Origin of the sequence: Nocardia aobensis NBRC 100429, assembly GCF_000308375.1 — a bacterium.
In the GTDB taxonomy this organism is placed as follows: Bacteria; Actinomycetota; Actinomycetes; order Mycobacteriales; family Mycobacteriaceae; genus Nocardia; species Nocardia aobensis.
The window spans coordinates 1-24,649 of record NZ_BAFQ01000189.1; the positions used below are offsets into that span (position 1 = coordinate 1).

Consider the following 24,649-nt stretch of genomic DNA (forward strand, 5'->3'; position numbering starts at 1 on the left):
AATATCAGCAGGCATATCAGGACGTGCTGGACCGCACCGATACCGAGCACGCGCCGTGGTACGTCGTCCCGGCCGACCGGAAATGGTTCGCCCGCCTGGCGATCACCGAATTGCTCATCGACGCACTGAGCGGCCTGAAGCTGACCTGGCCCGCGCCGCACTTCGACATCGAGACCGAGAAGGCGCGGCTCGCGGCGAGCTGATCCGCATGGAGACACCGGTCACCGCCGGGAAGATTTCGATCGGAATCTCGGGGATCTCTCAGGTTGAGCGGGAATCATGTGGTGCCGAGTGTGCCCGGCGCGGCGGCCCGCTGATCATGCGGCACCGCGACGGCGCGGAGGACGGCCCGTACGATCGCAGGCGGCGCCCGGCCGCACGAGGTCGCACACATACACGTAACACAGGAAAGGCGTGGTGAACTCCGAGGTGAGCAAGAATCCGCGTGGGAAGAACTCGCTGACGGCGATGCGAGGCGGAGATCGCACGCGCACGATCCTGATTCAGGTGGGTGTCGCGGCCGTGCTGATCGCGCTCATCGCGGCCATCGGCATCAGTATCGCCGTCAAACAGTCCAACAAGAACGACACCGGGCCGGTGCCCTCGGTCGCCGCGCAGCCGGCCGCACCCGACGCGGTCACCGGATCGATCACCGACAAGGGCGAGATCAAGATCGGCAAGCCCGGCGCCAAGGTCGACATCCGCGTCATCGCCGACCTGCAGTGCCCGGCCTGCAAGATGTTCGAGAGCGCCAACGCCAAGGCCATCGAGGACGCGGTGAACGCCGGCACGGCCAGCGTTCGCTACAACATCATCGCCTTCCTGGACCAGTCCTCGGGCGGCACCCGCTACTCCTCGCGCGCGGCCAACGCCGCCTACTGCGTGGCCGGCTCCGACCCCACCAAATTCCTGCCGTGGCTGACCACCATGTACGAGCAGCAGCCTCCGGAGGGCGGCACCGGCCTGCCCGACGAGAAGCTGGTGCAGATCGCCCAGGCCGCGGGATACACCGATCCGGCCGTGGCCGAGTGCATCACGTCGGACAAGTACGACAAGTACGTGCAGAAGACCACCAAGGACGTGCTCAACAGCGGCATCAAGTCCACGCCGACGGTGTACGTCGACGGTAAGCAGATCACCAGCTCGCAGCAGCTGATGCAGCCCGACGGTCTGCGCCCGGTGATCGAGGCCGCGGCCAAGTGATCACCGCCCGGCCCCGCCCCGCGTGGCTGCTCCTGCTCGGCACTCTGCTGGGCTGGCTGGCCGCGGTGACACTGACGATCGAAGATTTCAAACTGCTGAAGGATCCGTCCTATCGGCCGTCGTGCAGCATCAACCCGATCCTGTCCTGCGGTTCGGTGATGGCGACCCATCAGGCGTCGGTGTTCGGATTCCCGAATCCGATCATCGGCGTGACGGGATTCTCGGTGGCGGTCACCATCGCGGTGCTCGCGGTCGCCGGTGTCGCCCTGCCGCGCTGGTTCTGGGGCGGGCTGTGGATCGGGCTGATCGCCGGAATGGGCTTCGTCTTCTGGCTGATCTTCCAGAGCCTCTACCGCATCGGCGCACTGTGCCCGTACTGCATGGTGGTGTGGACGATCACGCCGATCTGCCTGGCGGTGGTCACCGATCAACTGTGGGGCGGGGCCCGCGGGATCATGGGCATCATCGCGCAGTGGCGGTGGACGATCGTGGTGGTCTACTACGCGATCGTGCTGCTGCTGGTCTTCCTGCGCTTCCAGGACTACTGGCTCTCGCTGTTCTGATCAGTTGGGCGGGCCGGCGGCCAGCGTCACCGCGAGCGCGCGGTGAGTGCCGTCCGGCTCGACCAGATCCAGCCGGATCACCTCGTCCGGCCGGCGCACATTGAGTGCGGCCTTGAGGCTCTGCGCCGAGGTGACCGGAGTGTCGTCGACCGCGACGATCACCTCGCCGGAATTCATCCCGGCCGCGAAGGCCGGCAGCCCGTAGATCGCCACGTCCACCCGGGCGCCGGTGGGCTTGGCATCGGATGTCAGCACACCGAGAGTCGCGGTCGGGCCGACGTGGACGGTATCGGTGGGAATGCCGGTGCGGATCTGGCGCACCACGCTCAACGCCCGATCGATCGGCACCGCGTATCCGCTGGCCCGGCCCTCGGAGCGGGACAGTTCTCCCGAGGCGGCGGTCACCACGCCGATCACCGACCCGGACCGGTCGACCAGGGCGCCACCGGACTGCCCGGAAACCACCGGCGCGGCCACCTCGATCATGCCGATCAACGCCTTGCGCGACAGATCGGCGGCATCGCGCGCGACGATCGAGGCATCCAGCGCCGTGACCGTGCCCGGTGTCGCGGTCGGGGAACCGGTTCCGCCCGCATTGCCGATCGCCAGCGCCTGATCACCGACCCGGACCCCGGCGGAGCTGCCGATGCGGGCCACCGCCAGCGCCGCCGCGCCGGTCAGTGACAGCAGGGCGATATCGGCGTCGGAGTCGTAGCCGAGCACCGTCGCCGGATAGTGCCCGCCGTTGCCGAGATCGCCGACGGTGATGGTCTCCGCCCCCTTCACCACATGGTGGCTGGTCAGGATCTCCCCGCCGGGACTGAGCACGATGCCCGAACCGGCCGCGCCCATCCCGCTGGGCCGGATCGACACGTTGATGTTCACCAGTTCGGGTTCGACCGCCGAGGCCACCGCCGCGGGGTCCATCGGCGGCACGGGCGGGCCGAACAGCGCCGAGGTGGAGTGGCCGGCGGGTACCGCCCAGCGCGGCAGATCGCCGCGGTAGCCCAGAAACGCCGCGCCGACCAGGGCCATGACGAGCACGAAGACGACCGTCGACAGCCACCCGCCGCGAGCCGGACGCGATTGCCGGCCCGAATGCTGCTCGTCCATCGCCGCTCCCGATTCTGCATGCCCGGGGTGGGCTGGCGGAGTTTGTGCTTTTATGTGTACCAAATCGGCGGGGCGCCCGGTATCACTCCTGCAATGCCGCCACCGCGAACATCAGCGCGGCGCCCGCGATCGTGCAGAACAGCACGGCCCGCGACGGCCGGCCCGAATGTGCTTCCGGCAGAATGTCACTCGTTGCCAGATACAGCAGGAATCCGGCGAAATATCCCAGATACAGGCCCGCGACGTCGGCGGGCACCCGGATCACCGTGCCGATGACCGCACCCGCCACCGGCGCCAGCGCGTCCAGGACCAGCAGGGTCAGCGCCCGCCGCCGTGCGTTGCCGTACAGCGTGGGAATGGTGAAGGCGTTGAATCCGTCGGCGAAATCGTGCGAGATCACCGCGATCGCGACCGAGACGCCCAGGGCCGTCCCGGTCTGGAACCCGACGCCGATGCTCAGGCCGTCGAGCATGCTGTGGAAGATCAACCCTCCGGTGGCGACCAGGCCGACCTGGGGAAAGTCGTGGGTGTGGCGGCCGAAATCCTGTTCGTGACCGACGTGGATCGCCATCTCGCGTTCGATGATGTGAATGGTGAAGAAGCCGATCACCGCCGCCACGAGTACCCCGGGCACCCCCGCGACGAGCTGACCGGATTCGGCCAGCGCATCGGGAATCAGGTCGAAGGCGACCACACCGAGCATGATTCCGGCGGCCAGCCCGAGGATCAGCCGCTTGCGCTCGCCGATGCGCGCGGCCACCAACCCGCCTGCCAGCGTCGAACACATCGAGAGCAGGGCCAGCAGGATCGCCACCGAATCAGCATCCGATATCGGCGCGAGCCCGCCGAGCACATCCGATCGGCGGGTCGCCTGGTGGGGATAGTTTGCATAGGCAACCATGCGGGGGTAGGCATGAACGCATGACCACAGCTGCCGCGTATTCCGTGTCCGCGCCCGACGGGCGGTTCACCAAGACCACCATCGAACGCCGCGCACTCGGCCCGCACGACGTGCTGATCGATATCAAGTACGCCGGCATCTGCCACTCCGACATCCACACCGCGCGCAACGAGTGGCACGGCACCAGGTACCCCTGCGTCCCGGGTCACGAGATCGCCGGCCTGGTCGCAGCGGTCGGCTCGGAGGTGACCGAGTTCGCGATCGGCGACCGGGTCGGCGTGGGCTGCATGGTCGATTCGTGCGGACAGTGCGAGCCCTGCTTGGCCGGTGAGCAGCAGTACTGCGCGCGCGGCGCCACCATGACCTACAACGGCACCGTCCCGGAGGAGACCCAGGCCGGCGGCTACACCCTGGGTGGGTACTCGACCCAGGTGGTGGTGACCGACGGCTTCGTGGTGGGCATTCCGGAGGGCATCGGACTCGACGAGGCCGCGCCGCTGCTGTGCGCGGGAATCACGCTGTATTCGCCGCTACGGCACTGGAACGCCGGCCCCGGCAAGCAGGTGGCCATCATCGGCATGGGTGGCCTGGGCCATGTCGGGGTGAAGATCGCCGCCGCGATGGGCGCCGAGGTGACGGTGCTGAGCCATTCGCTGAACAAGGAGGACGACGGCCGGCGGTTCGGCGCGCACCACTACTACGCCACCACCGACCGCCAGATCTTCCGCGATCTGCGCAACCGGTTCGACCTGATCATCAACACCGTCTCGGCCGATCTGCCGATCGACACCTATATGCGCCTGCTGAACCTCGACGGCACCATGGTGATCCTCGGCCTGCCCGATCAGCCGCTCGCGGTGCGGCCGTTCACTCTCACCGGCAACCGCCGGTCGCTGGCCGGTTCGAATATCGGCGGCATCCCGCAAACCCAGGAGATGCTGAACTTCTGCGCCGAACACGGCATCGGTGCGGAGATCGAGGTCATCTCCGCCGATCGCATCGACGAGGCCTATGAGCGGGTGGTCGCCAGCGACGTGCGGTACCGGTTCGTCATCGACGCCGCCACCATGTGAATTTCGAGGCGACGCCGGCGTCCGCGCGCTCGGCGTCGTCACCGGACGGCGAAACCGTGCCCTCGCCGGTCGGCGGCAGCGAGCCGGCGGCGGATCGCGCCCCGCTGTCGCCGGACGACACTGCCGTGCCGCCGACCGGTGATGCTGGCGCGCTGTCGGCCGATGACGCTGCCGCGCCTGCGGCCGATGACGCTGCCGCACCTGCGGCGGTGCGGTGCAGCAACTCCGCGAGATTGCGGCGCACCCGGCCCATCTGCGCCCGGCTGTGATCGTTGGTGTCGTATTCGACCTGCACCGTCAGCCGCTCGCCCAGGGTGAAGGCGGTCAGCTTGGGCGGCATCCCGGGCCCCATGGCGAGCAGGTTGTCGCGCACCAGCCGGACCCCTTCGGGGACGATGTGGTCCGGCACCCGGCCGATGTTCGACAGCGCGATACTGGGCTGTTCCGCGAGCATCCGGGCGGTGGCCTCGTCGCGAATGTATCTGCCCGCCAACGCCACCCGCGCGGGGTCGCGACGCTCGAGCGCCGCGCGGACATCGGCGTGCACCACCTTCCCCAGGTCGAACGGATCGGCGGATTCGGCCACCGCCAGGAGCGTGCCCCAGCCGGAGGCGCAGTTGAGCACCGTCTCGTCGGGCAGCCACGGATCCAGGGCCGCCCGCATATCGGCGGCATAACCGCAGACCATCGGCAGTGCGCCGACGCCGCCCAGTTCGGCTCGCACCGCGGCCAGCGCACACCCGCTCAACAGGGCGTTCACCCCGATTCCGGCCGCGCGCGCCGCCGCGGCGAAGGCTGCGGTCACCTCCGGTTCCAGTTCGATCCGCTCGGCGACGAAGAGTCCGCGTCCCGATCCGGCCGTGCCGTCGCGGGGCAGGCGCGCGGGCGGCTCACCGATGATCGTGCGCATCGCCGCGAGCAGTTCGGCGACTTCCGCTTCGGAGACGACGGCGGTGAGGCGCTCATCGACCGCTTGCGGCAGTTCATGATTCGCGCGCACCGGCATGGGCGCGCCACGGCGGTGGGCGGTATAGCGCCGCCACATCTCGTCCAGCAGCGCGAAAGCCGAACGGCCATCGGTGATTCCGTGGTGAATGACGAGCACGATGCGGGTCCGGTCGTCCTCGCGGAACACCCGCGCGAAGAACAAACCGTCGTCCCACGGTTGCGGCTGATTGACGAAGTCGACGTATTCGATGTCGCCGCCCGGGCTTTCGGTGACCGGAGGACGGTAGCCCTCGACGTGGCGGAGCACGAGCATCCCGCCGTCGTCGACTCGGCGGCAGCTGAGCAGCGGATGTCCGGCGGCCAGTTCGGCGAGCACCGTGCGTAGCAGTTCGGTGTCGAATTCCCCCTCGACGGCCGATCCGATGAACAGCGCCATTCCGCCGACCGGCACGGAACCGAAGGTGGCGTGTTCCTGGAAGTAACCCGATTCGAAGGGCGATATCGGACGTTGCGTGACCATACCGAGAACCATACAGCCGTTTCAAACACTTGTCACAAACATTTGTTTGAAACATGCGTCAGCGAGTACTTGCTACCCTGCCGACGTGGGAACACGTGAGGATCTGCTCTCAGCCGCCAAACACTGCCTGGCCGAACGCGGCTACGCCCGGACCACGGTGCGCGATATCGTGGCCGCCTCGGGGAGCAACCTCGCCGCGATCAACTACCACTTCGGCACCCGCGACGCCCTGCTCACCCAGGCCATGATCGAATCGTCCGCCGAGGCCGTGCAGCAGATCCTCGACGCGCTCGCCGAAAGCAGCGAACCGCATCCGGCCGAGCGGCTGCTCACTTTCCTGAGGCGTCTCATCGCCACCTTCACCGACCAGCGGGCGCTGTGGGCGGCGAATATCGAAAGTCTCGCCCAGGCATTGCATTCCGGTGAGGTCAAGGCGGACATCGCGGCCAAACAGCGCGAGGGAAAAGCGGCACTGACTCGAATGTTGTTGCCCACCAGGGATATCGCGGACGACGACGGCGGTCCGATCGGCGTGCTGCTCTGGACGCTACTCGACGGCCTGCTCGTCCAGTGGTTGCTGGACCCGAAGTCCGCCCCCTCGGCCGAGCAGCTCGTCGCCGGTCTGCGCATCCTCGCCCCGATGCTGTAGCCGCCGGGGAGGAAGCGACCGTCGACGAATCGCGCCGGTCACGCGGGCCGGCAAACGGTCATCGGCGCACCGGCACCGACGAACCTCACGCGCCGAGGACCACGCGAAGCACACTGCCCGTTCCCGTGGTGACCAGCAGCGCACGGTCGTCGGTGGGGATTCTCGAGACCGAGGTGGCCGGCACGCCCAGGTCGGCGACCGTGCAGACCCCGCCGGTGGCCGGGTCGACGCGGACCACGCGAGCGGTCGTGGTCGCGACGTACAGCATGCCGTCCGGGCCCACGGTGAGATCGTCGGGCAGGGCGGTCAGCGGGAGAGCACCGACGGTGACCGAGGCGACGGTCGTCTGCGCCTGCGGAGCGCCGACGGGGATGCGGACGATGCGGCCGTCGAGGCTCTGATAAAGGGTCGCGTAGAGCGAATCACCCTGCGACACAATGCCGTTCACGCCGGAGGCGGCCGCGCGTGCGGTCCAGTCCGCGTCGACGGAGCCGCCGGGCCGCACCTTCACCACGCCGTGCGCGGTATCGGCGACATACAGATCGCCCGCCCCGTCGAAGGTCGCGCCGTTGGCCATGCCGAGACCGGAGACGTAGACCTGCGGCACCGGATGGTCGGCGCCGGGATCGAATCGCACCACGCCGGAGTCGTGCGCGCCGGGTAGCAGTCCGGCCGACGAGTCGCCGAAGACTACGTACAACGAACCGTCGGGCCCGAGCCGGATGGCGCCGGGCGCGTCCACCGGCACCTCCGCGGTGACGTGGCCCGCGGAATCATAGCGCTGCACCACATTTCGGAAGACCCGCGAGACCCAGAGGTCGCCTCGGGCGTCGTAGCCGAGGTTCTCCGCGAAATCCAGCAGCGGAGCCGAGGCGGGCAGCACCTGCTCCACCGATGCGGCCCGACAGCCGGGCGCCTCGGCGTGCACCGGGGCGAGCGTGGCCGGAAGCACGGCCGCGGCGCTCACCCACACTGTCGCGAGGACACCCACACCCACGACGTGTCCGACGCGGTTCGCACCGGCCCGGCCGAGCCGAGAGATCCGTCGCCGGCCGCAGTGTGCAGCCCACGGGAACGAACCACCCATCACGGCCCTCCTGCCGCTCGCCTGCGTACCCGTGCGACCGCCTTCGCACCCGGGCGTCGACGCCACCCGGACCGGTCGGCGGGTCCGGCAGAATCCTACGTGCCGCGGTCCGGAGACGCCCGGGCTCGGGCGCACCGACCACACCCGCACAGCCGCCCGCCGCAACACGGTGGTGCAGGCCGCGGTCGACCGCAGTCCGGCTCATATACGTCGCGTGGCTTGTAAGCGACTGTGTACCTTGATATTCCGACGCGCTACGACCCACCGTCCGCGCCCCGCGCGACCCCGCCGGCTCCCGCCCCGATTCGCCGGCACCGAACTCCGCTCCCGACCGCCCCGCACAGCGTAAGGTCGACCCTGGAACCGGTCCGGACGGTCTCTACGGCTGTCACCGCAGGTCGGCCCGGCCGGATCCGTGTCGGTGTTCGGCAACCGTGCTGGAGGTCCTCGCGTGCCCGACCGTGAATCGTTCGACTACATCATCATCGGAGCGGGGAGCGCGGGCTGCGTCCTCGCCCATCGCCTCACCGAGGATTCCCAGGTCTCGGTCCTGCTGCTGGAGGCCGGTCCCGACGACCGTGCCGACGAGATCAAGATTCCGGCGGCGTGGGGGAAATTGATTCGCACCCAATGGGATTGGCGATACGAGACCACGCCGCAGAAACATCTCGGCGGCCAGCGCGCGTACTGGCCGCGGATGAAGGCGCTGGGCGGCTGCTCGTCGATGAACGCGATGATCTTCATCCGCGGCAATCGCGCCGACTACGACGGCTGGCGGCGCGACTTCGGCGCGGTCGGCTGGAGCTACGAGGACGTTCTGCCCTATTTCGTGCGGTCGGAGACCAACACCGGCCTGCGTTCGCCCTATCACGGCACCGACGGCCCGCTGCACGTCGAGAACCGCCGCTTCACCCATGAGCTGACCGATGCCTGGATCGCCGCCGCCGCGGCCGCGGGCCTGCCCCGCACCGACGACTTCAACGGCGCGACGCAGGAGGGTGTGGGCCGCTACCAGGTCACCCATCGCAACGGCCGCCGCTGGTCCACCGCCGACGGCTATCTGCGCCCGGCGCTGGACCGGCCGAATCTGACGGTGCGGACCGAGGCACACGCCACCGCGCTGGTACTCGACGGCACCCGCGCGGTCGGCGTCACCTATCGCCGCCACGGCAGCGAGCACACGGTGCACGCCGAGGCCGAGGTGCTGCTGTCCGGCGGTGCGGTCAATTCGCCGCAGTTGCTGATGCTTTCCGGTATCGGGCCCGCGGCGCATCTGCGTGACCTGGGCATCGATGTGGTGGTGGACCTGCCCGGCGTCGGCGAGAACCTGCACGACCACCCGGTGACCCCGATTCTGTGGCGCACCCGCGGCGTCTCCGATCTCGCCGATTTCGAGACCCCGTTCCGGCTCGCGCAGTGGCAGGCCCTCGGTCGTGGGCCGCTGACCTCCAATGTCGGCGAGGGCGGCGGATTCGTGCGCACCCGCGAGGGCCTCGAGGGTCCCGACATCCAGTACCACGTCGCGCCGACGGCGTTCTACGACAACGGTTTTCACGAGAACATCGCTCCGATGTTCACCGCCGGGCCGACGCTGGTCGACGTGCACAGCCGCGGCCGGTTGCGGTTGCGGTCGGCCGATCCGCTGTGGAAGCCGGAGATAGATCCGGCCTACTTCTCCGACCCGCGCGATGCGGATGCCCTGCTCGCCGGCTGCCGGCAACTGCTCGAGATCGCGCGGCAGCAGCCATTGGCTGCCCACCTCGACCGCTCCTACCTGCCCGAAGACGCCGACCGGATCGACGAGGACGGCTGGCGGGCCCATATCGCCCGCTGGACGCAGACGCTGTTCCACCCCGTCGGCACGTGCGCCATGGGCACCGGCGAGACCGCGGTGGTCGACCCCGAACTGCGCGTCCACGGCGTGAGCGGACTGCGCGTGGTCGACGCCTCGGTCATGCCCCGCATCGTCCGCGGCAATACCAACGCGCCGACCGTCATGATCGGTGAGAAGGCGGCCGACCTGATCCGCGGCCGCACCCCGTCGGCCACCACCGGCACCGCGACGAAGGAGGCCACCCGATGACGACAGTGAACGATATCCGTGAGCTCGACACGCACGCCACCTTCGACGTGCACGATCCCGGTACCGGCGAGGTGGTGGGCACCTACCCGATCCACACCGAGGCCGATGTCGAGGCGGCGGTGGCCCGAGCCCGCACGGCATTCGACTGGTGGTCCGGCCTCGACTACGCCGAACGGGCCCGGCGCTTGGCCGGATTCGCCGGACTGCTGGCCCGGCGGATGCGGCAGCTGGCCGCGGTGATGCACGACGAGACCGGTAAGCCGTATTCCGATGCCGCGCTCGAGGTGGCGCTGAGTCTCGACCATCTGAAGTGGGCGGGCCGCAACGCTCCGAAGGTGTTGGGCCGCAAGAGCGCCCGGGTGGGACTGCTCACGATCAACCAGGCGGCATCGGTGGAGTACAAGCCGCTCGGCGTCATCGGCGTGATCGGCCCCTGGAACTATCCGGTGTTCACGCCGCTGGGTTCGATCGTGTACGCGCTGGCGGCGGGTAACGCCGTGGTGTTCAAACCCAGCGAATACTCCCCCGGCGTCGGGCGCTGGCTGGTCGACATGTTCGCCGAGGTCGTCCCGGAACAGCCGGTGCTGCAACTGATCACGGGCGAGGGGCCGACCGGTGCCGCGCTGTGCCGCTCGGGTGTGGACAAGATCGCCTTCACCGGCTCCACCGCGACGGCCAAGAAGGTGATGGCCGCCTGCGCCGAGAGCCTCACGCCGCTGGTCGCCGAATGCGGTGGCAAGGATGTGCTGCTCGTCGACGCCGACGCCGATCTGGACGCCGCGGCCGACGCCGCGCTGTGGGCCGGAATGGCCAATGCCGGCCAGTCCTGTATCGGCACCGAACGGGTCTATGTGCACGAGCGCGTCTACGACAGCTTCGTCGACACCCTGGTGACGAAGGCGAAACAGCAACGCGCGGGCAATGATCCGGGCGCCAAGATCGGCCCCATCACGATGCCGAAGCAGCTCGAGGTGATCCGCCGACACATCGAGGACGCCGTCGCGCGGGGCGGACGGGCGCTGACCGGCGGCGCCGACTCCATCGTCGGGCAGGTGGTGCAGCCGACCGTACTGGTCGACGTGCCCGAGGACGCCCCGGCCGTCACCGAGGAAACCTTCGGGCCCACCCTCACCGTCGCGAAGGTGCCCGATATGGATACCGCGATCGCCCGCGCCAACGACAGCCGCTACGGGCTGTCCGCGGCCGTGTTCTCGAAGGCACGCGGGCGGGAACTGGCCGACCGGCTGCGCACCGGGATGGTCAGCGTCAACGCGGTTTTCACCTTCCCGCAGATTCCGTCGCTGCCGTTCGGCGGTGTCGGCGACTCGGGCTTCGGCCGCATCCACGGACCCGACGGCTTGCGTGAATTCACCTACGCCCACGCCGTCGCGCGGCAGCGCTTCCCCTCGCTGCTCGCCCTGACGACCTTCGATCGCACACAGAAGGCCGACGACACCATGGCCACTCTGATGGCGCTGCTGTTCGGCCGGCACTGATTCACACAGCACGAAGGCCACGTCCGGCGCGGAGCCGGGCGTGGCCTTCGCCCGTATACGACCTGTGTGGACTACTTCCCGGTCTGCTCGTGCAGTGCCTTCTTCGCGGCCTGCTGCGCGGCGTCGACCTGCTTTTCGAACTTGCCGCTGGTCTGCTTGTCGACCAGATCGCCGACCTTGTCGATCACCGGGTCGAGTTTGTCGGCATTCTTGGCCGCCAGGTCGGCTGCCTTACCGGCGGCATCCTTGAGCTGGTCGAACATACCCATGAGCGGTTCTCCTGATCTCGAAACAGTATTCGTAGGCTAACGCCTATTCAGCCGCTTCGGCGCGGCGCCGCACCCGGCGAGCCGCGGCGACCATATTGCGCAGCGACGGGTCCAGCTGCCAATAGTGGCGGGTCTTCAAACCGCCGTCCGGATTCGCCCACAGCCGCTGCGGTGACACGGCTTCGGCTGCGGCGGTGAGCAATTCGTCGATCTCGTCGATGTCCGGAATGCGCGCCGAACGGCTCTCGTACACACCGGGACCCACGCCGTGGCTCAGGCCGTGCCCCTCCTCCACATCCTCGGTCAGCGCCTTGAGCACCCATTCCAGGGAGCGGGTCGCGACGATGGCGGTGACGTCGGCGTCGAGTTCCTCGATGGCACGCACGATTTCGGAGCGGGCCGAGTACGCGATATGGGTGTGGATCTGAGTGTCGGGGCGCACCCCGGAGGTCGCCAGCCGGAACGCGTTGACCGCCCAGCGCAGATATTCGGTGCGCCCGTCGGGTCGCAGCGGCAGCAGCTCGCGGACCGCCGGTTCGTCGACCTGGATGATCGCCACGCCGGCCTTCTCGAGATCGGCCAGTTCGTCGCGGATCGCGAGCGCCACCTGATCGGCGGTCTCGTACAGCGGCTGGTCCTGGCGCACGAACGAGCGGGCCACCATCGTCACCGGACCGGTCACGATGCCCTTCACCGGTTTGTCGGTGAGCGACTGCGCGTAGGTGATCCACTCCACCGACATCGGCTTCGGCCGCGACACGTCGCCGTAGATGATCGGCGGCCGCACACACCGCGAGCCGTAGACCTGCACCCAGCCGAAGTGGGTGGTGGCGAAACCGTCGAGCAGTTCGGCGAAGTACTGGATCATGTCGTTGCGTTCGTGCTCACCGTGCACGAACACATCGAGGCCGATGTCCTCCTGCAGGCGGATGGTCGACTCGATCTCGGCCTCGATCCGCTTGCGGTACTCCTCGTAGGACAGCCGGCCTTCGCCCAGGTCGTAGCGGGCCTGGCGCACCGCGTCGGTCTGCGGGAAGGAACCGAGCGTGGTCGCCGGAACCAGTGGCAGATTCAGCCGCTCCCGCTGCGCCTCGGCGCGCACCTCGTAGGGTTCGCGCTCCCGCATCTGCGGGGTCACCGCGTAAACCCGTTGCCGCACAGCATGTTTCTGCTTGAAGTGCACCGAGGTCGGCCGCTTGGCCCACTTCGCCGCGGTCTCGCCCCCTTCCCCGCCGCGATGCACCTCCGTCAGCGCCTTCGCCAGCGAAACGACCTCGAGCACTTTCTGTTTCGCGAAGGCGAGGCGGTCGGCGACATTGCCCTCGATGTCGTATTCGACCAGCAGGTCGTAGGGCACGTGCAGCAATGTGGTCCCGGTGGACACGACGAGGTCCGGGCACACCTTCGACAGCGCGTTGAGGTATTCCAGGGTGACCAGCCGGTCGGCACGCCAGACGTTGGTGCCACTGATCACGCCGGCGTAGAGCCGCTTGCGCCGGATTCCGGGAATCTCGGCGAGTTCCTCGGGCCGGGTGCGGTGGCTGGCCAGGTCGAGCCCGATCGCCTCCACCGCGGTACCCGCCAGAATCCGCACGGCCTCGGCGAAATCGCCGTACTGGCCTGTCACGAGGATGCGCGGACGCAGCGCGGACGTCGACAGCCGCTGATAGGCTCGCTCGAACGCGGCCAGTTCCTCCGGGGTGCGCTCACTGGTGAAGCACGGCTCGTCGAACTGCACACAGGTGGAACCGCGCTTGGCCAGGATCTCGAGCAGCTGTTCGTAGACCGGCAGCAGCTTGTCCAGCAGGGTCAGCTTGTCGAATTCGGTTTCACCCGGCACCTGCCCGGCCTTCGACAGCAGCAGCAGCGACAGCGGGCCCAGCACCACCGGCCGCAGTTCGATACCGCGGTCCATCGCCCGATCCCACTCCTCCAGCAACGCCTCGGGATGCAGCGAGAATTCGGTATCGGCGTCGAGTTCGGGCTGACGGTAGTGGTAGTTGGTGCCGAACAGCCGGACCAGCTCCAGCGGCGGCAGATCGGGCCGGCCGCGTGCCATCAGGAAGTAGAAGTCGAGCGGGTGCAGCTGTTCGCGATACGGCTCGAACCGCTTCGGGACCGCGCCGAACAGCAGCGCGTTGTCGAGGATGTGGTCGTAGAAGGAGAAGGTGTTACCGGGTACCTGCGTCAGTCCGGTCGCGGCCAGCTCGGAGAACTGGGTGTCCTGGATGTCGCGCCCGACCGCGAGCAACTCCTCGCGGGACAGGGTGCCGTGCCAGTAGGACTCCAGTGCGCGCTTGAGCTCCCGGTGCGGACCGATCCGCGGGTAACCCAGGATGCTCGATCCGAAACCGTCGGTGACGTTGACCATGAGCGGGACTCCCTTTCGAGCTGCGGTCGAGGACCTTACTGCAGCTTATGCCTGTGTTTTTCGGCCTCCGCTTCGCTCCGGCGTGTTCGCGGCCCCCAGGGCTCGTCGTTCGGGCACCACTGCTTGCTCCTTCGTCGCCTACGCAGCGGCACCCGAACGACGAGCCGGCCGCGAACGGTCGCTCGTAAGACTCGCTCCGTGCCGACCGAGAAGTCGACAAGCACGATTCCGGTCAACGGTTGGCGAGTCTTGCGGGGCGAAGCTCTGTCGAGAGCCCGATCGGTCAGCGGTTGTACTGGTAGAAGCCCGCTCCCGTCTTCTTACCCAGCAGCCCGGCCTCGACCATGCGCATGAGCAGCGGCGGCGCTGAGTAGAGCGGCTCCTTGAATTCGGCGTACATGGAGTCGGCGATCGACTTCACCGTGTCGAGGCCCACCAGGTCGGTCAGGGCGAGCGGACCCATGGGGTGGGCGCAGCCGAGCACCATCGCCTTGTCGACGTCTTCCTTGGTGGCGAAACCGGATTCGACCATGCGGATGGCCGAGAGCAGGTACGGCACGAGCAGCGCGTTGACGACGAAGCCGGAGCGGTCGGCGGAGCGCACGACCTGCTTGCCGAGGACCTCACCCGCGAAGGCTTCGGCGCGCGCGGACACCGCTTCGCTGGTCTTGAGGGTGGTCACGAGTTCGATGAGCGGCAGCACCGGCACCGGGTTGAAGAAGTGCATGCCCACGACCCGCTCGGGGTTGTTGGTGGCGACGGCGATCTTCATGATCGGGATCGAGGATGTGTTGGAGGCCAGCACGGCATCCGGGTCGGTGACGACCTTGTCGAGTTCACTGAAGATCGCGGTCTTGACGTCTTCGCTCTCGACGACGGCCTCGACGACCAGTTGCCGGTCGGCGAAGTCACCGAGGTCGGAGGTGAACCGCAGCCGCCAGGCGGCCTGTTCGCGCTCCCGCTCGGTGATCTTTCCGCTGCTCACACCGCGATCCAGCGATCGCAGGATGCGGGCGCGGCCGGCGGCAGCCAGTTCCCGGGTCTGTTCGAACACGAGCACATCGACATGCGCCCGGGCGCAGACCTCGGCGATTCCGGCGCCCATCTGTCCGGCGCCGATGATTCCGACGCGCTGAATCTTTTCGCTGCTCACGTCCCGCTCCTGCTGGTTGTGTGGCGGTGGATTGGGTGAAGGGACTCGCACCCTTCGGTCACTTCAGTTATAGGGAAAAGCCCTCCCCGCCGGGGCTGTTCGACGGGAAGGGCTTCGGACACTCGTTGCAGGAGTGCCCATGTCAGGTGGTGAAATACCCGGTTCTTGCGAAATCGGACAACCGATTTCGCAAGAACATGGGTAACTCACCGGGTACGGCCAAAACTCGAGGCCATACCCACCGCCGGCCGCGTACACGACCGGCGCCGCTCCCAGTCTGGCTAAAAGACTCGGAGAGGCGGACCAGCCTCAGTGGAACTGACCCTCTTCGGTGGAGCCCTTCAGGGCCGCCGTCGAGGTGTTCGGGTCCACGGTGGTGGCGATGGTGTCGAAGTAGCCGGCACCGACCTCACGCTGGTGCTTGATGGCGGTGAAGCCACGCTCGGCGGCGGCCTTGAACTCGCGCTCCTGCAGGTCGACGAAGGCGGTCATGCCCTCGCGGGCGTAGCCGTAGGCCAGGTCGAAGGCCGCGTAGTTGAGCGAGTGGAAGCCCGCCAGGGTGATGAACTGGAACTTGAAGCCCATCGCGGCCAGCTCGCGCTGGAACTTCGCGATGGTGGCGTCGTCCAGGTGCGCCTTCCAGTTGAACGACGGCGAGCAGTTGTAGGCCAGCAGCTGGTCCGGGAACTCGGACTTGACGCCCTCGGCGAACTTCCGCGCGACCTCGAGGTCCGGAATACCGGTCTCCATCCAGATCAGGTCGGAGTAGGGGGCGTAGGCCTTGGCACGCGCGATGCAGGGCTCGATGCCGTTCTTGACGTGGTAGAAGCCCTCGGCGGTGCGCTCACCGGTGATGAACGGACGGTCGCGCTCGTCGACGTCGGAGGTGATCAGGGTGGCGGCCTCGGCATCGGTGCGGGCGATGACGACGGTCGGGGTGTCGGCGACGTCGGCGGCCAGGCGAGCCGAGGTCAGGGTGCGGATGTGCTGCTGGGTGGGGATCAGCACCTTGCCACCGAGGTGGCCGCACTTCTTCTCCGACGCCAGCTGGTCCTCCCAGTGGGTACCGGCGGCACCCGCGGCGATCATGGCCTTCTGCAGCTCGTAGACGTTCAGCGCGCCACCGAAGCCGGCCTCACCGTCGGCGACGATCGGCACGACCCAGTTGTCGACGGAGGTGTCGCCCTCGACCTTGGCGATCTCGTCGGCGCGCAGCAGCGCGTTGTTGATGCGGCGCACGACCGACGGCACCGAGTTGGCCGGGTACAGCGACTGGTCCGGGTAGGTGTGGCCGGACAGGTTCGCGTCACCGGCGACCTGCCAACCGGACAGGTAGATGGCCTTCAGGCCGGCACGCACGGCCTGCACGGCCTGGTTACCGGTCAGAGCGCCGAGCGAGTGGATGTACTCGCCCTCGGCGTTGACGCCCTCCCACAGCAGCTCCGCACCCCGGCGGGCAAGCGTGTGCTCTTCCACGACATTGCCCTGCAGCTGCACGACCTGCTCGGCCGTGTACTCGCGGGTGATGCCCTTCCAGCGCGGGTTGGTGTCCCAGTCCTTCTGGATCTCCGCAGCGGTCTTCGGGGTGCCGACGTTCGACATCTGATGACTCCACTTCTTCGTTCGGTCTCGGTTGCCCCGCTCGCCGGACATCCGCGCCGACTACGGGTCGCGATGTCCGAACTCTGCTGGAGCGGCAATTTGCAGGGTTGCTATGCCCAACGGGTGTACTTCCACACGATGGCACAACTAAAAATTGCCGTCTACCTGTTGCAAGTGTGAATCTCCGCTAGCTTTGCGGGGGTCTTTGCTAAGCCTGCAAAATTTGCCTGTTAATTGCACGCCCCACTTCTACTGGCGAGTAGGGCTGACATGCGGTTTTACGTAACGCCCGTACTGTTTCAGTGAGCCTTACCACCACGACGATTCGGGAGCACGCATTGCCGACTGTGAGGACCTTCACAAGCGAGGGCAGCCGCCCTCGGTGTGCGCCGCGCCACTCCCGGCTCCGTACGATTCGGACATACCTCGGCGGCCCGGCCGACCGGCTGCGACACTGATCGTCGTGCCCCGGGGGTCGGCACCGGAACCCGGAAAGGAACACGATGCGCACACTGTGGACCGCGATCGCGGGCGTCGCCTGCTCCCTGGCACTGGCCGCGACGGCCGCCGTGATCGAGGCGCCCGGCGCCGCGGCGGACACGCCGGCGGTGCAATCGGTGGAGCCGCTGTCCGCGGCGGCGACGCTGCCCGGCTCCGTCGATTCCCAGCGCATCCTCTATACGACGAGCACGGTCGGGAACCAGCCGACGGTCGCGAGTGCCGCGGTGTACTTCCCACCGGGACCGGCCCCGGCCGGCGGCTGGCCGGTCGTCGCCTGGGCGCACGGCACCGTCGGCCTGGGGGACAGCTGCGCCTACAGCGTCGCCGGCCCTGGCGATGTGGAGCGGGACTGGGCCTATCTGGGCACCTGGCTGAAGCAGGGCTATGCGATCGTGGCCGCCGATTATGCGGGCCTCGGCACGCCCGGCGACCACCCGTACCTCAACGGCGTCGTCGAGGCGCACAACGTGGTCGACGCCGTGCGAGCCGCCGTCGGCCACTATTCGCAGCTGTCACGCAAATGGGTGGTGGTCGGCCAGTCGCAGGGTGGCGGCGCGGCGATGTTCACCGCGCGCTACGCGACCGAATTCGGCGGGCCGGAGCTGGACTACCGAGGCGCGGTCGGCACCGGCGTGCCGGCCTATATCGAGGACATCCTGATGCCACTGGGCCCGGGCATCCCGCCGGTGAAGCTGAGCCCGCACACCACCGGCTACGTGCTCTACATCCTCAACGGCCTGCGCACCACATTCCCCGAACTCGGCATCGAATCCTTCCTGAACGACTCGGGCCGGTACTGGCTCGACCGCGCGAAGGACGAATGTCTCCTTCCGCTCGGTGACGATCTGGCCACCGCCGGTGTGGTGATCGGCGATCTGTTCACCCGCCCGTTGGCGCAGATTCCGGATCTGCACGGTTTGCTGGCCGGATACCTCGGGTTGCCCGAAACCGGTTACGACAGGCCGCTTTTCATGGGCCAGGGCCTGCGCGACACCGATGTGATCACCCCCGAGACGCTGCGCTACGCGGGAGTTCTGACCGCCAACCGGCAGCCGCTGACCTTCCGGGTCTATCCCACCGATCACAGCGGCACGGTCAACGCCTCACTGGTCGATTCGTTGCCGTTCGTTCGCGGCCTGTTCGCCTGACAGGACAACCCGGTCGGTTATTCGGTTGTGCTATGTCACAGCCGGATTCCCGCGCCGATCGGTGCCCGTCGGGGAATTCCCATTACCGACACGACGCCGCGCACGAGAGCGGTTATCCTCGCCCTCACGTGTGACGATCTGGCGACGGGACGCGACGACCGGCGGGCCCGCCCACTCGCGCACGCTGATCGGGAGCATGTGATGCGTGACATCGTCGAGGACCTGCTACGGGTCTGGCACAGCGGCCGCACGGGCGGCCTGGCAACCCTGGTCCGCTCCTTCGGCAGCTCCCCCTTACCGGTGGGCTCGGCGATGCTCGTCGACCCCGACGGCGGTGTGCACGGATCGGTCTCCGACGGCTGCTACGAGGCGGCCGTCTACGAGGCTGCGGTGGAGGCCGCGCGCACCGGTCACCGGGAGTTGCGGCGTTTCGACGCGACCTCCGGATTCGAGGTGAGCGCCGAATGCGGGACCATCGACGTGTTCGTGGAACCGTTCTCCCGCAACGACTTTCCGGAATTCGCGGCGGTGGCCGGGGATATCGCGCGGCACAAGCCGGTCACGGTGTTCACCGTCGTGTGGCACAGCGATCCGGAGGTGATCGGCCAGCATCTGGTCACCGACCGCCGACACAACACCGAGCTGGTGTCGCTGCCGGAATCGGATGTGTTCGTCTCCTCCCACACCGCGCCGCCGCGACTGATCATCTTCGGCGCCAACACCTTCGCCGCCGCCTTGACGACGCAGGCCCGGCTGCTGGGCTATCGGGTGACCATCTGCGATCCGCGCGAGGCCTTCGCCGTTCCCGCGTCGTTCCCGGGCGCGGAGGTGGTGGTGGACTGGCCGCACCGTTATCTCAACGCCCAGGCCGGCGCCGGGACCATCGACCGGACCACCGCGATCGTCGCCGCGACCCAGGACCCGAAGTTCGAGATCCCCCTGCTCACCGTCGCGCTGCGGCTGCCCGAACTGGGCTATCTGGGTGCGCTCGGCTCGCATTCGGCCCACGACCATCGGCTCGAGGCCTTGCAGGCCGGCGGATTCGGCGCCGACACACTGGCACGGTTGCACGCGCCGGCCGGCTTCGACATCGGCGCCCGCACTCCGATGGAACATGCCGTGGCGATCGCGGCCGAACTGCTCGCGGTGCGGTCCGCGGGGTCGCGCCGGACCCCGGCACACGCCACCGCTGCCGCCTCCTGATCGGCGCCGCGGGTCGGCGACTTCTAGGGTTCGAACCAGTCACGTGCCGAACGTCGCAGCAGCAACCCGACGACCAGCACCGAGACCACGGGACCGAGCCAGCCGGGCGGGCGGCCCACGACGATCGAGGGCACAGTCCACAATGCGTTGAGTATGGCGAGCAGCACCGCGCCGATCCGGATGCTCGCGCCGACGGCGCCGAAGGCCAGAGCGACCGCGCCCAGGACCCAGCTCGCGATGAACGACAGCCCGGTGATCAGCGCGACATGCGAGCCGGACAGCCAGCCCGCGGTGACGGTGCAGCCGATGCCGACCGCGGCCAGTCCGAGCGCGAGTACCTGCGCCGCCCGAACCGCGAAGGGCATCCGGTAGGCCGATACGTCGTCGGCCGGCGGTGCGGCGACCGGGTCGGGAGCGGACTCCAGGGCGGGGCCAGGGCTCGGGTCGGTGTCTGCGACCGGCTCGGGGGTGGCAGCGGGGTCTGGTGCGGGGTCGGGCATCAGCTCACCTCTTCCGGAACTCCGGTTCGACGATCCTGGTGTTTCGGCGATCCTTGTGTTTCGGCGGTCCGGGGCACCGGACATCGGCCCTCGGCGCGCGGACGACGACGAAGCCCGTTCGAAATGTACCGCTCTGCGCCGCCCCGGCCTCCGCATACGCACGGCGCGGCGAAATCCGTGCGCGGCCGTGTGACCCGATGCGGTGCGCTCCGAGGCGGTGTGACCCGACGCCCCGCAGCGCCCGGCCCGGCAGTGTCAGCGGTCGCCGGCCGGATCGGCCAGCTTCTCGACCACGACCTGTGCGAGCACCCGCTGCCGCAGCGACAGGTCGATCTCGCCGGCCACGGCCATCACCACCGCCGCCGCCGAGGTGGCAACCGCGTCGGCGAGGATCGCGGGCCATTCCGGCCGGTCGGGTCCGGCCAGCGCGGCGATCACCGCGGCGGCCGCGGCATCACCGGCGCCGGTCGGATTACCGGACAGCGGCTCGGACAGGGCAGCCGACCACGCGCCCTCCGGTGTCACCGCGACCATGCCGTCCGCGCCGCGGGTCACGATCACCGCTGCCGCGCCCGCGTCCACCGGCACGGCGGCCGCCGCGGCCACCTCCTCGGTCGTGGCCGGGTGCGCGCCGGTCAGTCCCGTGAGTTCGTCGAGGTCCGGCATGAGGATCACCCCGGGCACCCGGGCGGCGGCCTCGAGGGCGAGACCGTCCACATCGCAGATCACCGGAACTCCGGCGTCGATGCCGATGCGGGCGAGGTCGGCGGGCAGCGACGCGCGTACGCCGCCGGGCAGCGATCCGGAGACGACGATGCCACCGGCCTCACCGACCAGCCCGCCCACCCGCACCAGCAGTTGATCCACCGCGTCCGGATTGGTGAGCCGTGCCCCCGGTTCCCACAGCGAGGTCGCCGAACCGTCGTGACATTCGCTGATCACGACGGTGCGGCGCACCCACGGCAGCGCGTGCACGAAATCCACCGGCAGTTCCCGTTCGGCCGCCGCGGAGAACGTGTGATCGGCGAAACCCGTTGCGCGCGAATACTTCCCGATCTGGTTGAGCACGCGTGTGACATTGATGCCCTTACCGCCGACACGCTGCTCGACGGACGAAACCCGATGCGCCCGTCCGGGTTCGAAGTTCTCGACGCGATAGGTCATATCGTAGGCCGGGTTCAGCGTCACGGTCAGAATCACCTCAACCACTGTCCTCGCCGCAGCACCGCACGCAACTCCAGATCCGAATCCACGACCAGTACGTCGGCGGACATCCCCGGCCGCAGATCACCGACCGCCGTCGCGCCGATCGCGGCCGCCGGGGTGGCGGCCGCCGCGCGCACCGCGTCGACCAGGTTCACACCGCATTCGTGCACCGCCCAGCGCAGGCACTGCAACTGGGTCGCGGTCCCTCCGGCCAGCGCACCGCCCGGCACCCGCGCCACCCCCGCCTCCACCCGGACCGCCTGCGGTCCGAGACGGTAATCGCCGTCGGGCAGGCCCGCGGCCTGCATGGCATCGGTCACCAGCGCCACGCGGTGCCGAGCGGTCGCGAAGACCAGTGCCGCGAAACCGGATTCGATGTGCACGCCGTCTCCGATCACCTCCACCACCACATCGCCCGCGGCCGCGGCCACCAGGGCGGCCGCGACCGCGCCGGGCGAGCGATGATGCAGCGGCGCCATCGTATTGGCCAGGTGCGTCACCAGCGTGCCGGACCCGCTGGGCGCCAGCGCTTCCCGGAACCGTTCGTATCCGGCATCGGTATGCCCGAGCGCCACCACCACGCCGTGCTCGGCGAGTTGCCCGGCGGCAGCGGCGAATCCGGGGCGTTCGGGCGCCAGCGTCATCACGCGCAGATATCCGCCCGCGGCATCGAGCAGGCGCCCGATCAGGCCGGGATCGGGGTCCAGAAGATAACGCGGATCCTGTGCCCCGCAGCGCCTTTCGGACAGAAACGGTCCTTCGACGTGAATTCCGGCTATCTCACCGCTCGTGGCCACCTCACGCAGCGCCGCGACCTGGGCCACCATCGTGTCGGGTGCGGCGGTCACGATGCTCGCCAGTACCGTCGTGGCTCCCTGCCGATGGTGATAGCGCGCCGCCGCGCGGGCCTGTTCGGAGTCGGTGGTGTCGAATCGGTGGCCGAATCCGCCGTGGTTGTGGATGTCGACCAGGCCGGGCAGCAATGTGCCGAGATGCGCCGGTGGTTCGGCGCCCCGATTGCCGAACGTCCATTGCGCGAGCGGCCGCACCGCCTCGATGCGCCCGTCCAGCACCTCGATCACCGCATCGTCGATGATCCCGGTCGAGGTGACCACGCGACCGCGAAGCACCGGCTGACCGCCGTTCATTTCAAGCCCCCCAGCCGGGCGTACCGGGCCGCGCCGACGAGCCCGGCCCGTGCGCCGAAGGCGCCGGCGACGACCTCGGGCACCGGCGCCACCCGCACCAGCCGCTCCAGTCGTGCGCGCAGTCCGTCGATCAGCACCGGCCCGGCGCCGGCCAGTCCGCCGCCGATCACGATGCGCTGCGGGCAGACCGCGTGCACGACGCCCAGGAGTCCGTCGGCCAGTGCGGCGATCGCGTCGTCGATCACCGCGCGGGCGTGCGGGTCGTCCGGCGCGGCCGCGAAAACCGTTTCGGCGCCGTCGATGTCGCGACCGGTGCGCTCGCGGTAGGCCCGTGCGATGGACGGGCCGGAAGCCAGGGTTTCCACACAGCCGATATTCCCGCACGAACACCGCCGACCGTCGCGGCGCACCGGAATATGCCCGTATTCACCGGCCTGCCCGGCGCCACCGCGCACCAGCCGGCCACCGACGGTCAGCGCGCCGCTGATTCCGGTGCCGAGATTCACCACCAGCACGTCGTCGACGCCGCGCCCGGCGCCCAGGCGCCACTCCGCCCAGCCGGCCACGGCCACATCGTGTTCGATCAGCACCGGGAATCCCCACCGGTCCTGGAAGCGGCTGCCCACCTTCACATCTCGCCAGCCGATATTGCTGCTGAACACCGCCACCGACCGTGCGGCGTCGACGATGCCCGGCAGCGCGATCGCCCCGCGACGCAGGCCGGCCCGCGTATCGGAGGAGACCTCGGCCAGCAATCGGTCGCCGAGTTCGGCCATGGCGTCGAACGCCCGCTCGCCGTGCGGGGTGGGCACCGCCGCGGCGGCGGCGATCCGGCCGTCGGAGTCGCTGATCTCCGCCTTGATCGTGGTACCGCCGACATCCATGGCGAGGACCGGATCGAGTTCTTCCGCTTCCCTCATCGCAGAATCACCGATCGCCGGAGTCCGCGCGGGTGATCGGGATCGACCCCCAGGTCCGCGGCCCGCAGCAGGCACAGCCGATGCACACGCACCAGCTCGGCCATCGGATCGATATCGCGATGTTCGAAATGTACTCCGGTAGCGAGTATTTCGTCGCGGAGGCCGGCGACGACGGGCCCCAGCGCCCATACCGCACGTCCGGGAGCCGCGATGCTGATGGGGCCGTGCCGATATTCGTTCGCCGGATATCCTTCCGTCCAGGCTCGGCAGGATTCCCGCAGTTTCAACCCCGCCTCGTCGGCCAGTGCCGCGGCGAAACCCGTTCCCACGAAGGTGATCTGCTCCGCATGCCGGAGCGCGGCCGGCACACTCGACTCGGCGGCCTCGGCCAGGACCGCGCGGGCCTGTTCGACCGCCGGAGCGAGATCCTCCCCCAGATGCCACCGCAGGATCGCGAGAGCCGTTGTCGCGAAACGCGTTTGGACCACCGACCGCTCGTCGACCGCGTCGATCAGAATCGGATCGGCGAGGTCGAGGACCGGGGTACCCGGGCTGGAGCAGATCACGGTACGCGCCGCCGCGGCGGGCATCGCCCGCATCGCGTCGACCACCTCGGTGGTGGTGCCGGAACGGCAGATCACCAGGTAGCGGTCGTATTCACGCCCGGTTCGCACCGCACTCGCCGGCCAGGCGTCGGTGAGACCGTGTCCCGCCGACTCCCGGAGTTCGGCGATCGCACTCGCCATGAAATAGGAGGTGCCGCAGCCGAGGACCGCCACCCGTTCACCGGGGTTCGGCAACAGCGTTCGGTGCTCTGCCGCGACCTCCGCCGCCCATACCCAATCGTCGGGCTGGGTGGCCACCTCGGCAGCCAGATGGGGCCGGGGCGGATGCGTGCGATCAGAGCTCTCGGTGGAGGGCGGCACGGTCTCAGAATCGGACCCCGATTCGATCATGTCAACTTCCCCCGTGCCGACTTTCCCGTGAATCGT

General features: G+C 68.7%; 21 protein-coding genes and 1 pseudogene. 9 read left to right on the forward strand and 13 right to left on the reverse strand.

Annotated elements, in window-relative coordinates; translation table 11 throughout:
- The 3 genes and pseudogenes from RJ03_RS24690 to RJ03_RS24700 form a co-directional block, all read left to right on the forward strand.
- Positions 1–203: pseudogene (locus tag RJ03_RS24690) on the forward strand (polyphosphate kinase 2 family protein); the annotation flags it as partial.
- A gap of 214 nt (positions 204–417) precedes the next feature.
- Positions 418–1,203: a DsbA family protein gene (locus RJ03_RS24695; RefSeq protein WP_232329507.1), complete on the forward strand. Its 786-nt coding sequence runs from the start codon at positions 418–420 to the stop codon at positions 1,201–1,203.
- Positions 1,200–1,766: a vitamin K epoxide reductase family protein gene (locus RJ03_RS24700; protein WP_051025213.1), complete on the forward strand. Its 567-nt coding sequence runs from the start codon at positions 1,200–1,202 to the stop codon at positions 1,764–1,766. The genes RJ03_RS24695 and RJ03_RS24700 overlap by 4 nt, the downstream gene beginning before the upstream one ends.
- Here RJ03_RS24700 and RJ03_RS24705 read toward each other — a convergent pair whose 3' ends face one another.
- Both RJ03_RS24705 and RJ03_RS24710 read right to left on the reverse strand, forming a co-directional pair.
- Positions 1,767–2,879 (reverse strand): S1C family serine protease, encoded by a 1,113-nt coding sequence (locus tag RJ03_RS24705; protein ID WP_051025214.1) that lies wholly within the window; start codon positions 2,877–2,879, stop codon positions 1,767–1,769.
- 82 nt (positions 2,880–2,961) lie between these two features.
- Positions 2,962–3,780: a ZIP family metal transporter gene (locus tag RJ03_RS24710; protein WP_232329506.1), complete on the reverse strand. Its 819-nt coding sequence runs from the start codon at positions 3,778–3,780 to the stop codon at positions 2,962–2,964.
- A gap of 20 nt (positions 3,781–3,800) precedes the next feature.
- On the opposite strand from RJ03_RS24710, the gene RJ03_RS24715 reads away from it, so the two are divergent.
- On the forward strand, positions 3,801–4,853 hold the full coding sequence (locus RJ03_RS24715; RefSeq protein ID WP_036506124.1) for an NAD(P)-dependent alcohol dehydrogenase: 1,053 nt from the start codon (positions 3,801–3,803) through the stop codon (positions 4,851–4,853).
- Here the strand turns inward: RJ03_RS24715 and RJ03_RS24720 are convergent.
- Positions 4,831–6,321 (reverse strand): phthiocerol/phthiodiolone dimycocerosyl transferase family protein, encoded by a 1,491-nt coding sequence (locus tag RJ03_RS24720; RefSeq protein WP_167332005.1) that lies wholly within the window; start codon positions 6,319–6,321, stop codon positions 4,831–4,833. The genes RJ03_RS24715 and RJ03_RS24720 overlap by 23 nt on opposite strands.
- A gap of 85 nt (positions 6,322–6,406) precedes the next feature.
- Between RJ03_RS24720 and RJ03_RS24725 the strand changes: the two genes are divergently transcribed.
- Positions 6,407–6,970, forward strand: a complete 564-nt coding sequence (locus RJ03_RS24725; RefSeq protein WP_036506126.1) for a TetR/AcrR family transcriptional regulator — start codon at positions 6,407–6,409, stop codon at positions 6,968–6,970.
- Positions 6,971–7,055: 85 nt separating this feature from the next.
- Here the strand turns inward: RJ03_RS24725 and RJ03_RS24730 are convergent, their stop codons facing one another.
- The gene (locus RJ03_RS24730) at positions 7,056–7,967 is read right to left on the reverse strand and encodes an SMP-30/gluconolactonase/LRE family protein (protein ID WP_051025215.1); all 912 of its coding nucleotides are present in this window, start codon (positions 7,965–7,967) and stop codon (positions 7,056–7,058) included.
- 541 nt (positions 7,968–8,508) lie between these two features.
- Between RJ03_RS24730 and RJ03_RS24735 the strand changes: the two genes are divergently transcribed.
- Both RJ03_RS24735 and RJ03_RS24740 read left to right on the forward strand, forming a co-directional pair.
- Positions 8,509–10,140 carry a GMC family oxidoreductase gene (locus tag RJ03_RS24735; protein WP_036506127.1) on the forward strand — a complete coding sequence of 544 codons (1,632 nt, stop codon included), beginning with the start codon at positions 8,509–8,511 and terminating at the stop codon, positions 10,138–10,140.
- Positions 10,137–11,636, forward strand: coding sequence for an aldehyde dehydrogenase family protein (locus RJ03_RS24740; protein ID WP_036506128.1), 1,500 nt, complete (start codon positions 10,137–10,139; stop codon positions 11,634–11,636). Before RJ03_RS24735 ends, RJ03_RS24740 begins: the two co-directional genes overlap by 4 nt.
- A gap of 71 nt (positions 11,637–11,707) precedes the next feature.
- On the opposite strand, the gene RJ03_RS24745 is transcribed toward RJ03_RS24740, so the two are convergent.
- The 4 genes from RJ03_RS24745 to aceA all read right to left on the reverse strand — a co-directional run bounded on the left by RJ03_RS24745 (position 11,708) and on the right by aceA (position 17,031).
- Positions 11,708–11,905 (reverse strand): Rv0909 family putative TA system antitoxin, encoded by a 198-nt coding sequence (locus tag RJ03_RS24745; RefSeq protein ID WP_036506129.1) that lies wholly within the window; start codon positions 11,903–11,905, stop codon positions 11,708–11,710.
- A gap of 43 nt (positions 11,906–11,948) precedes the next feature.
- Positions 11,949–14,276, reverse strand: coding sequence for a 5-methyltetrahydropteroyltriglutamate--homocysteine S-methyltransferase (gene metE, locus RJ03_RS24750; protein WP_036506130.1), 2,328 nt, complete (start codon positions 14,274–14,276; stop codon positions 11,949–11,951).
- A gap of 283 nt (positions 14,277–14,559) precedes the next feature.
- Complete coding sequence (locus tag RJ03_RS24755) at positions 14,560–15,429, reverse strand: 3-hydroxybutyryl-CoA dehydrogenase (RefSeq protein ID WP_036506131.1); 870 nt, start codon at positions 15,427–15,429, stop codon at positions 14,560–14,562.
- 309 nt (positions 15,430–15,738) lie between these two features.
- On the reverse strand, positions 15,739–17,031 hold the full coding sequence (aceA, locus tag RJ03_RS24760; RefSeq protein ID WP_030518801.1) for an isocitrate lyase: 1,293 nt from the start codon (positions 17,029–17,031) through the stop codon (positions 15,739–15,741).
- 503 nt (positions 17,032–17,534) lie between these two features.
- On the opposite strand from aceA, the gene RJ03_RS24765 reads away from it, so the two are divergent.
- Complete coding sequence (locus RJ03_RS24765) at positions 17,535–18,680, forward strand: lipase family protein (protein ID WP_036506132.1); 1,146 nt, start codon at positions 17,535–17,537, stop codon at positions 18,678–18,680.
- Between the two features lie 201 nt (positions 18,681–18,881).
- Positions 18,882–19,883 (forward strand): XdhC family protein, encoded by a 1,002-nt coding sequence (locus RJ03_RS24770; protein WP_036506133.1) that lies wholly within the window; start codon positions 18,882–18,884, stop codon positions 19,881–19,883.
- Between the two features lie 23 nt (positions 19,884–19,906).
- Here the strand turns inward: RJ03_RS24770 and RJ03_RS24775 are convergent, their stop codons facing one another.
- From RJ03_RS24775 to RJ03_RS36780, 5 genes are all read right to left on the reverse strand, one after another.
- Entirely contained in the window at positions 19,907–20,383 is a 477-nt protein-coding gene (locus RJ03_RS24775; protein WP_063065397.1) for a hypothetical protein, read from the reverse strand.
- 255 nt (positions 20,384–20,638) lie between these two features.
- A complete protein-coding gene (locus RJ03_RS24780) occupies positions 20,639–21,583 on the reverse strand; it encodes a hexose kinase (protein ID WP_036506148.1) in 945 nt (314 codons plus the stop codon).
- On the reverse strand, positions 21,580–22,737 hold the full coding sequence (nagA, locus tag RJ03_RS24785) for an N-acetylglucosamine-6-phosphate deacetylase (RefSeq protein ID WP_036506135.1): 1,158 nt from the start codon (positions 22,735–22,737) through the stop codon (positions 21,580–21,582). The genes RJ03_RS24780 and nagA overlap by 4 nt, the downstream gene beginning before the upstream one ends.
- Entirely contained in the window at positions 22,734–23,657 is a 924-nt protein-coding gene (locus tag RJ03_RS24790; protein ID WP_036506136.1) for an ROK family protein, read from the reverse strand. Before RJ03_RS24790 ends, nagA begins: the two co-directional genes overlap by 4 nt.
- Complete coding sequence (locus tag RJ03_RS36780; protein ID WP_051025219.1) at positions 23,654–24,583, reverse strand: SIS domain-containing protein; 930 nt, start codon at positions 24,581–24,583, stop codon at positions 23,654–23,656. The genes RJ03_RS24790 and RJ03_RS36780 overlap by 4 nt, the downstream gene beginning before the upstream one ends.
- Positions 24,584–24,649 lie beyond the last annotated feature (66 nt).

Coding starts and splice junctions, on each gene's coding strand:
- RJ03_RS24705 (WP_051025214.1), bottom strand. CDS start 2,879: ATGGACGAGCAGCATTCGGGCCGGCAATCGCGTCCGGCTCGCGGCGGG.
- RJ03_RS24710 (WP_232329506.1), bottom strand. CDS start 3,780: ATGGTTGCCTATGCAAACTATCCCCACCAGGCGACCCGCCGATCGGAT.
- RJ03_RS24715 (WP_036506124.1), top strand. CDS start 3,801: ATGACCACAGCTGCCGCGTATTCCGTGTCCGCGCCCGACGGGCGGTTC.
- RJ03_RS24720 (WP_167332005.1), bottom strand. CDS start 6,321: ATGGTCACGCAACGTCCGATATCGCCCTTCGAATCGGGTTACTTCCAG.
- RJ03_RS24740 (WP_036506128.1), top strand. CDS start 10,137: ATGACGACAGTGAACGATATCCGTGAGCTCGACACGCACGCCACCTTC.
- RJ03_RS24745 (WP_036506129.1), bottom strand. CDS start 11,905: ATGGGTATGTTCGACCAGCTCAAGGATGCCGCCGGTAAGGCAGCCGAC.
- metE (WP_036506130.1), bottom strand. CDS start 14,276: ATGGTCAACGTCACCGACGGTTTCGGATCGAGCATCCTGGGTTACCCG.
- aceA (WP_030518801.1), bottom strand. CDS start 17,031: ATGTCGAACGTCGGCACCCCGAAGACCGCTGCGGAGATCCAGAAGGAC.
- RJ03_RS24765 (WP_036506132.1), top strand. CDS start 17,535: ATGCGCACACTGTGGACCGCGATCGCGGGCGTCGCCTGCTCCCTGGCA.
- RJ03_RS24770 (WP_036506133.1), top strand. CDS start 18,882: ATGCGTGACATCGTCGAGGACCTGCTACGGGTCTGGCACAGCGGCCGC.
- RJ03_RS24775 (WP_063065397.1), bottom strand. CDS start 20,383: ATGCCCGACCCCGCACCAGACCCCGCTGCCACCCCCGAGCCGGTCGCA.
- nagA (WP_036506135.1), bottom strand. CDS start 22,737: ATGAACGGCGGTCAGCCGGTGCTTCGCGGTCGCGTGGTCACCTCGACC.
- RJ03_RS24790 (WP_036506136.1), bottom strand. CDS start 23,657: ATGAGGGAAGCGGAAGAACTCGATCCGGTCCTCGCCATGGATGTCGGC.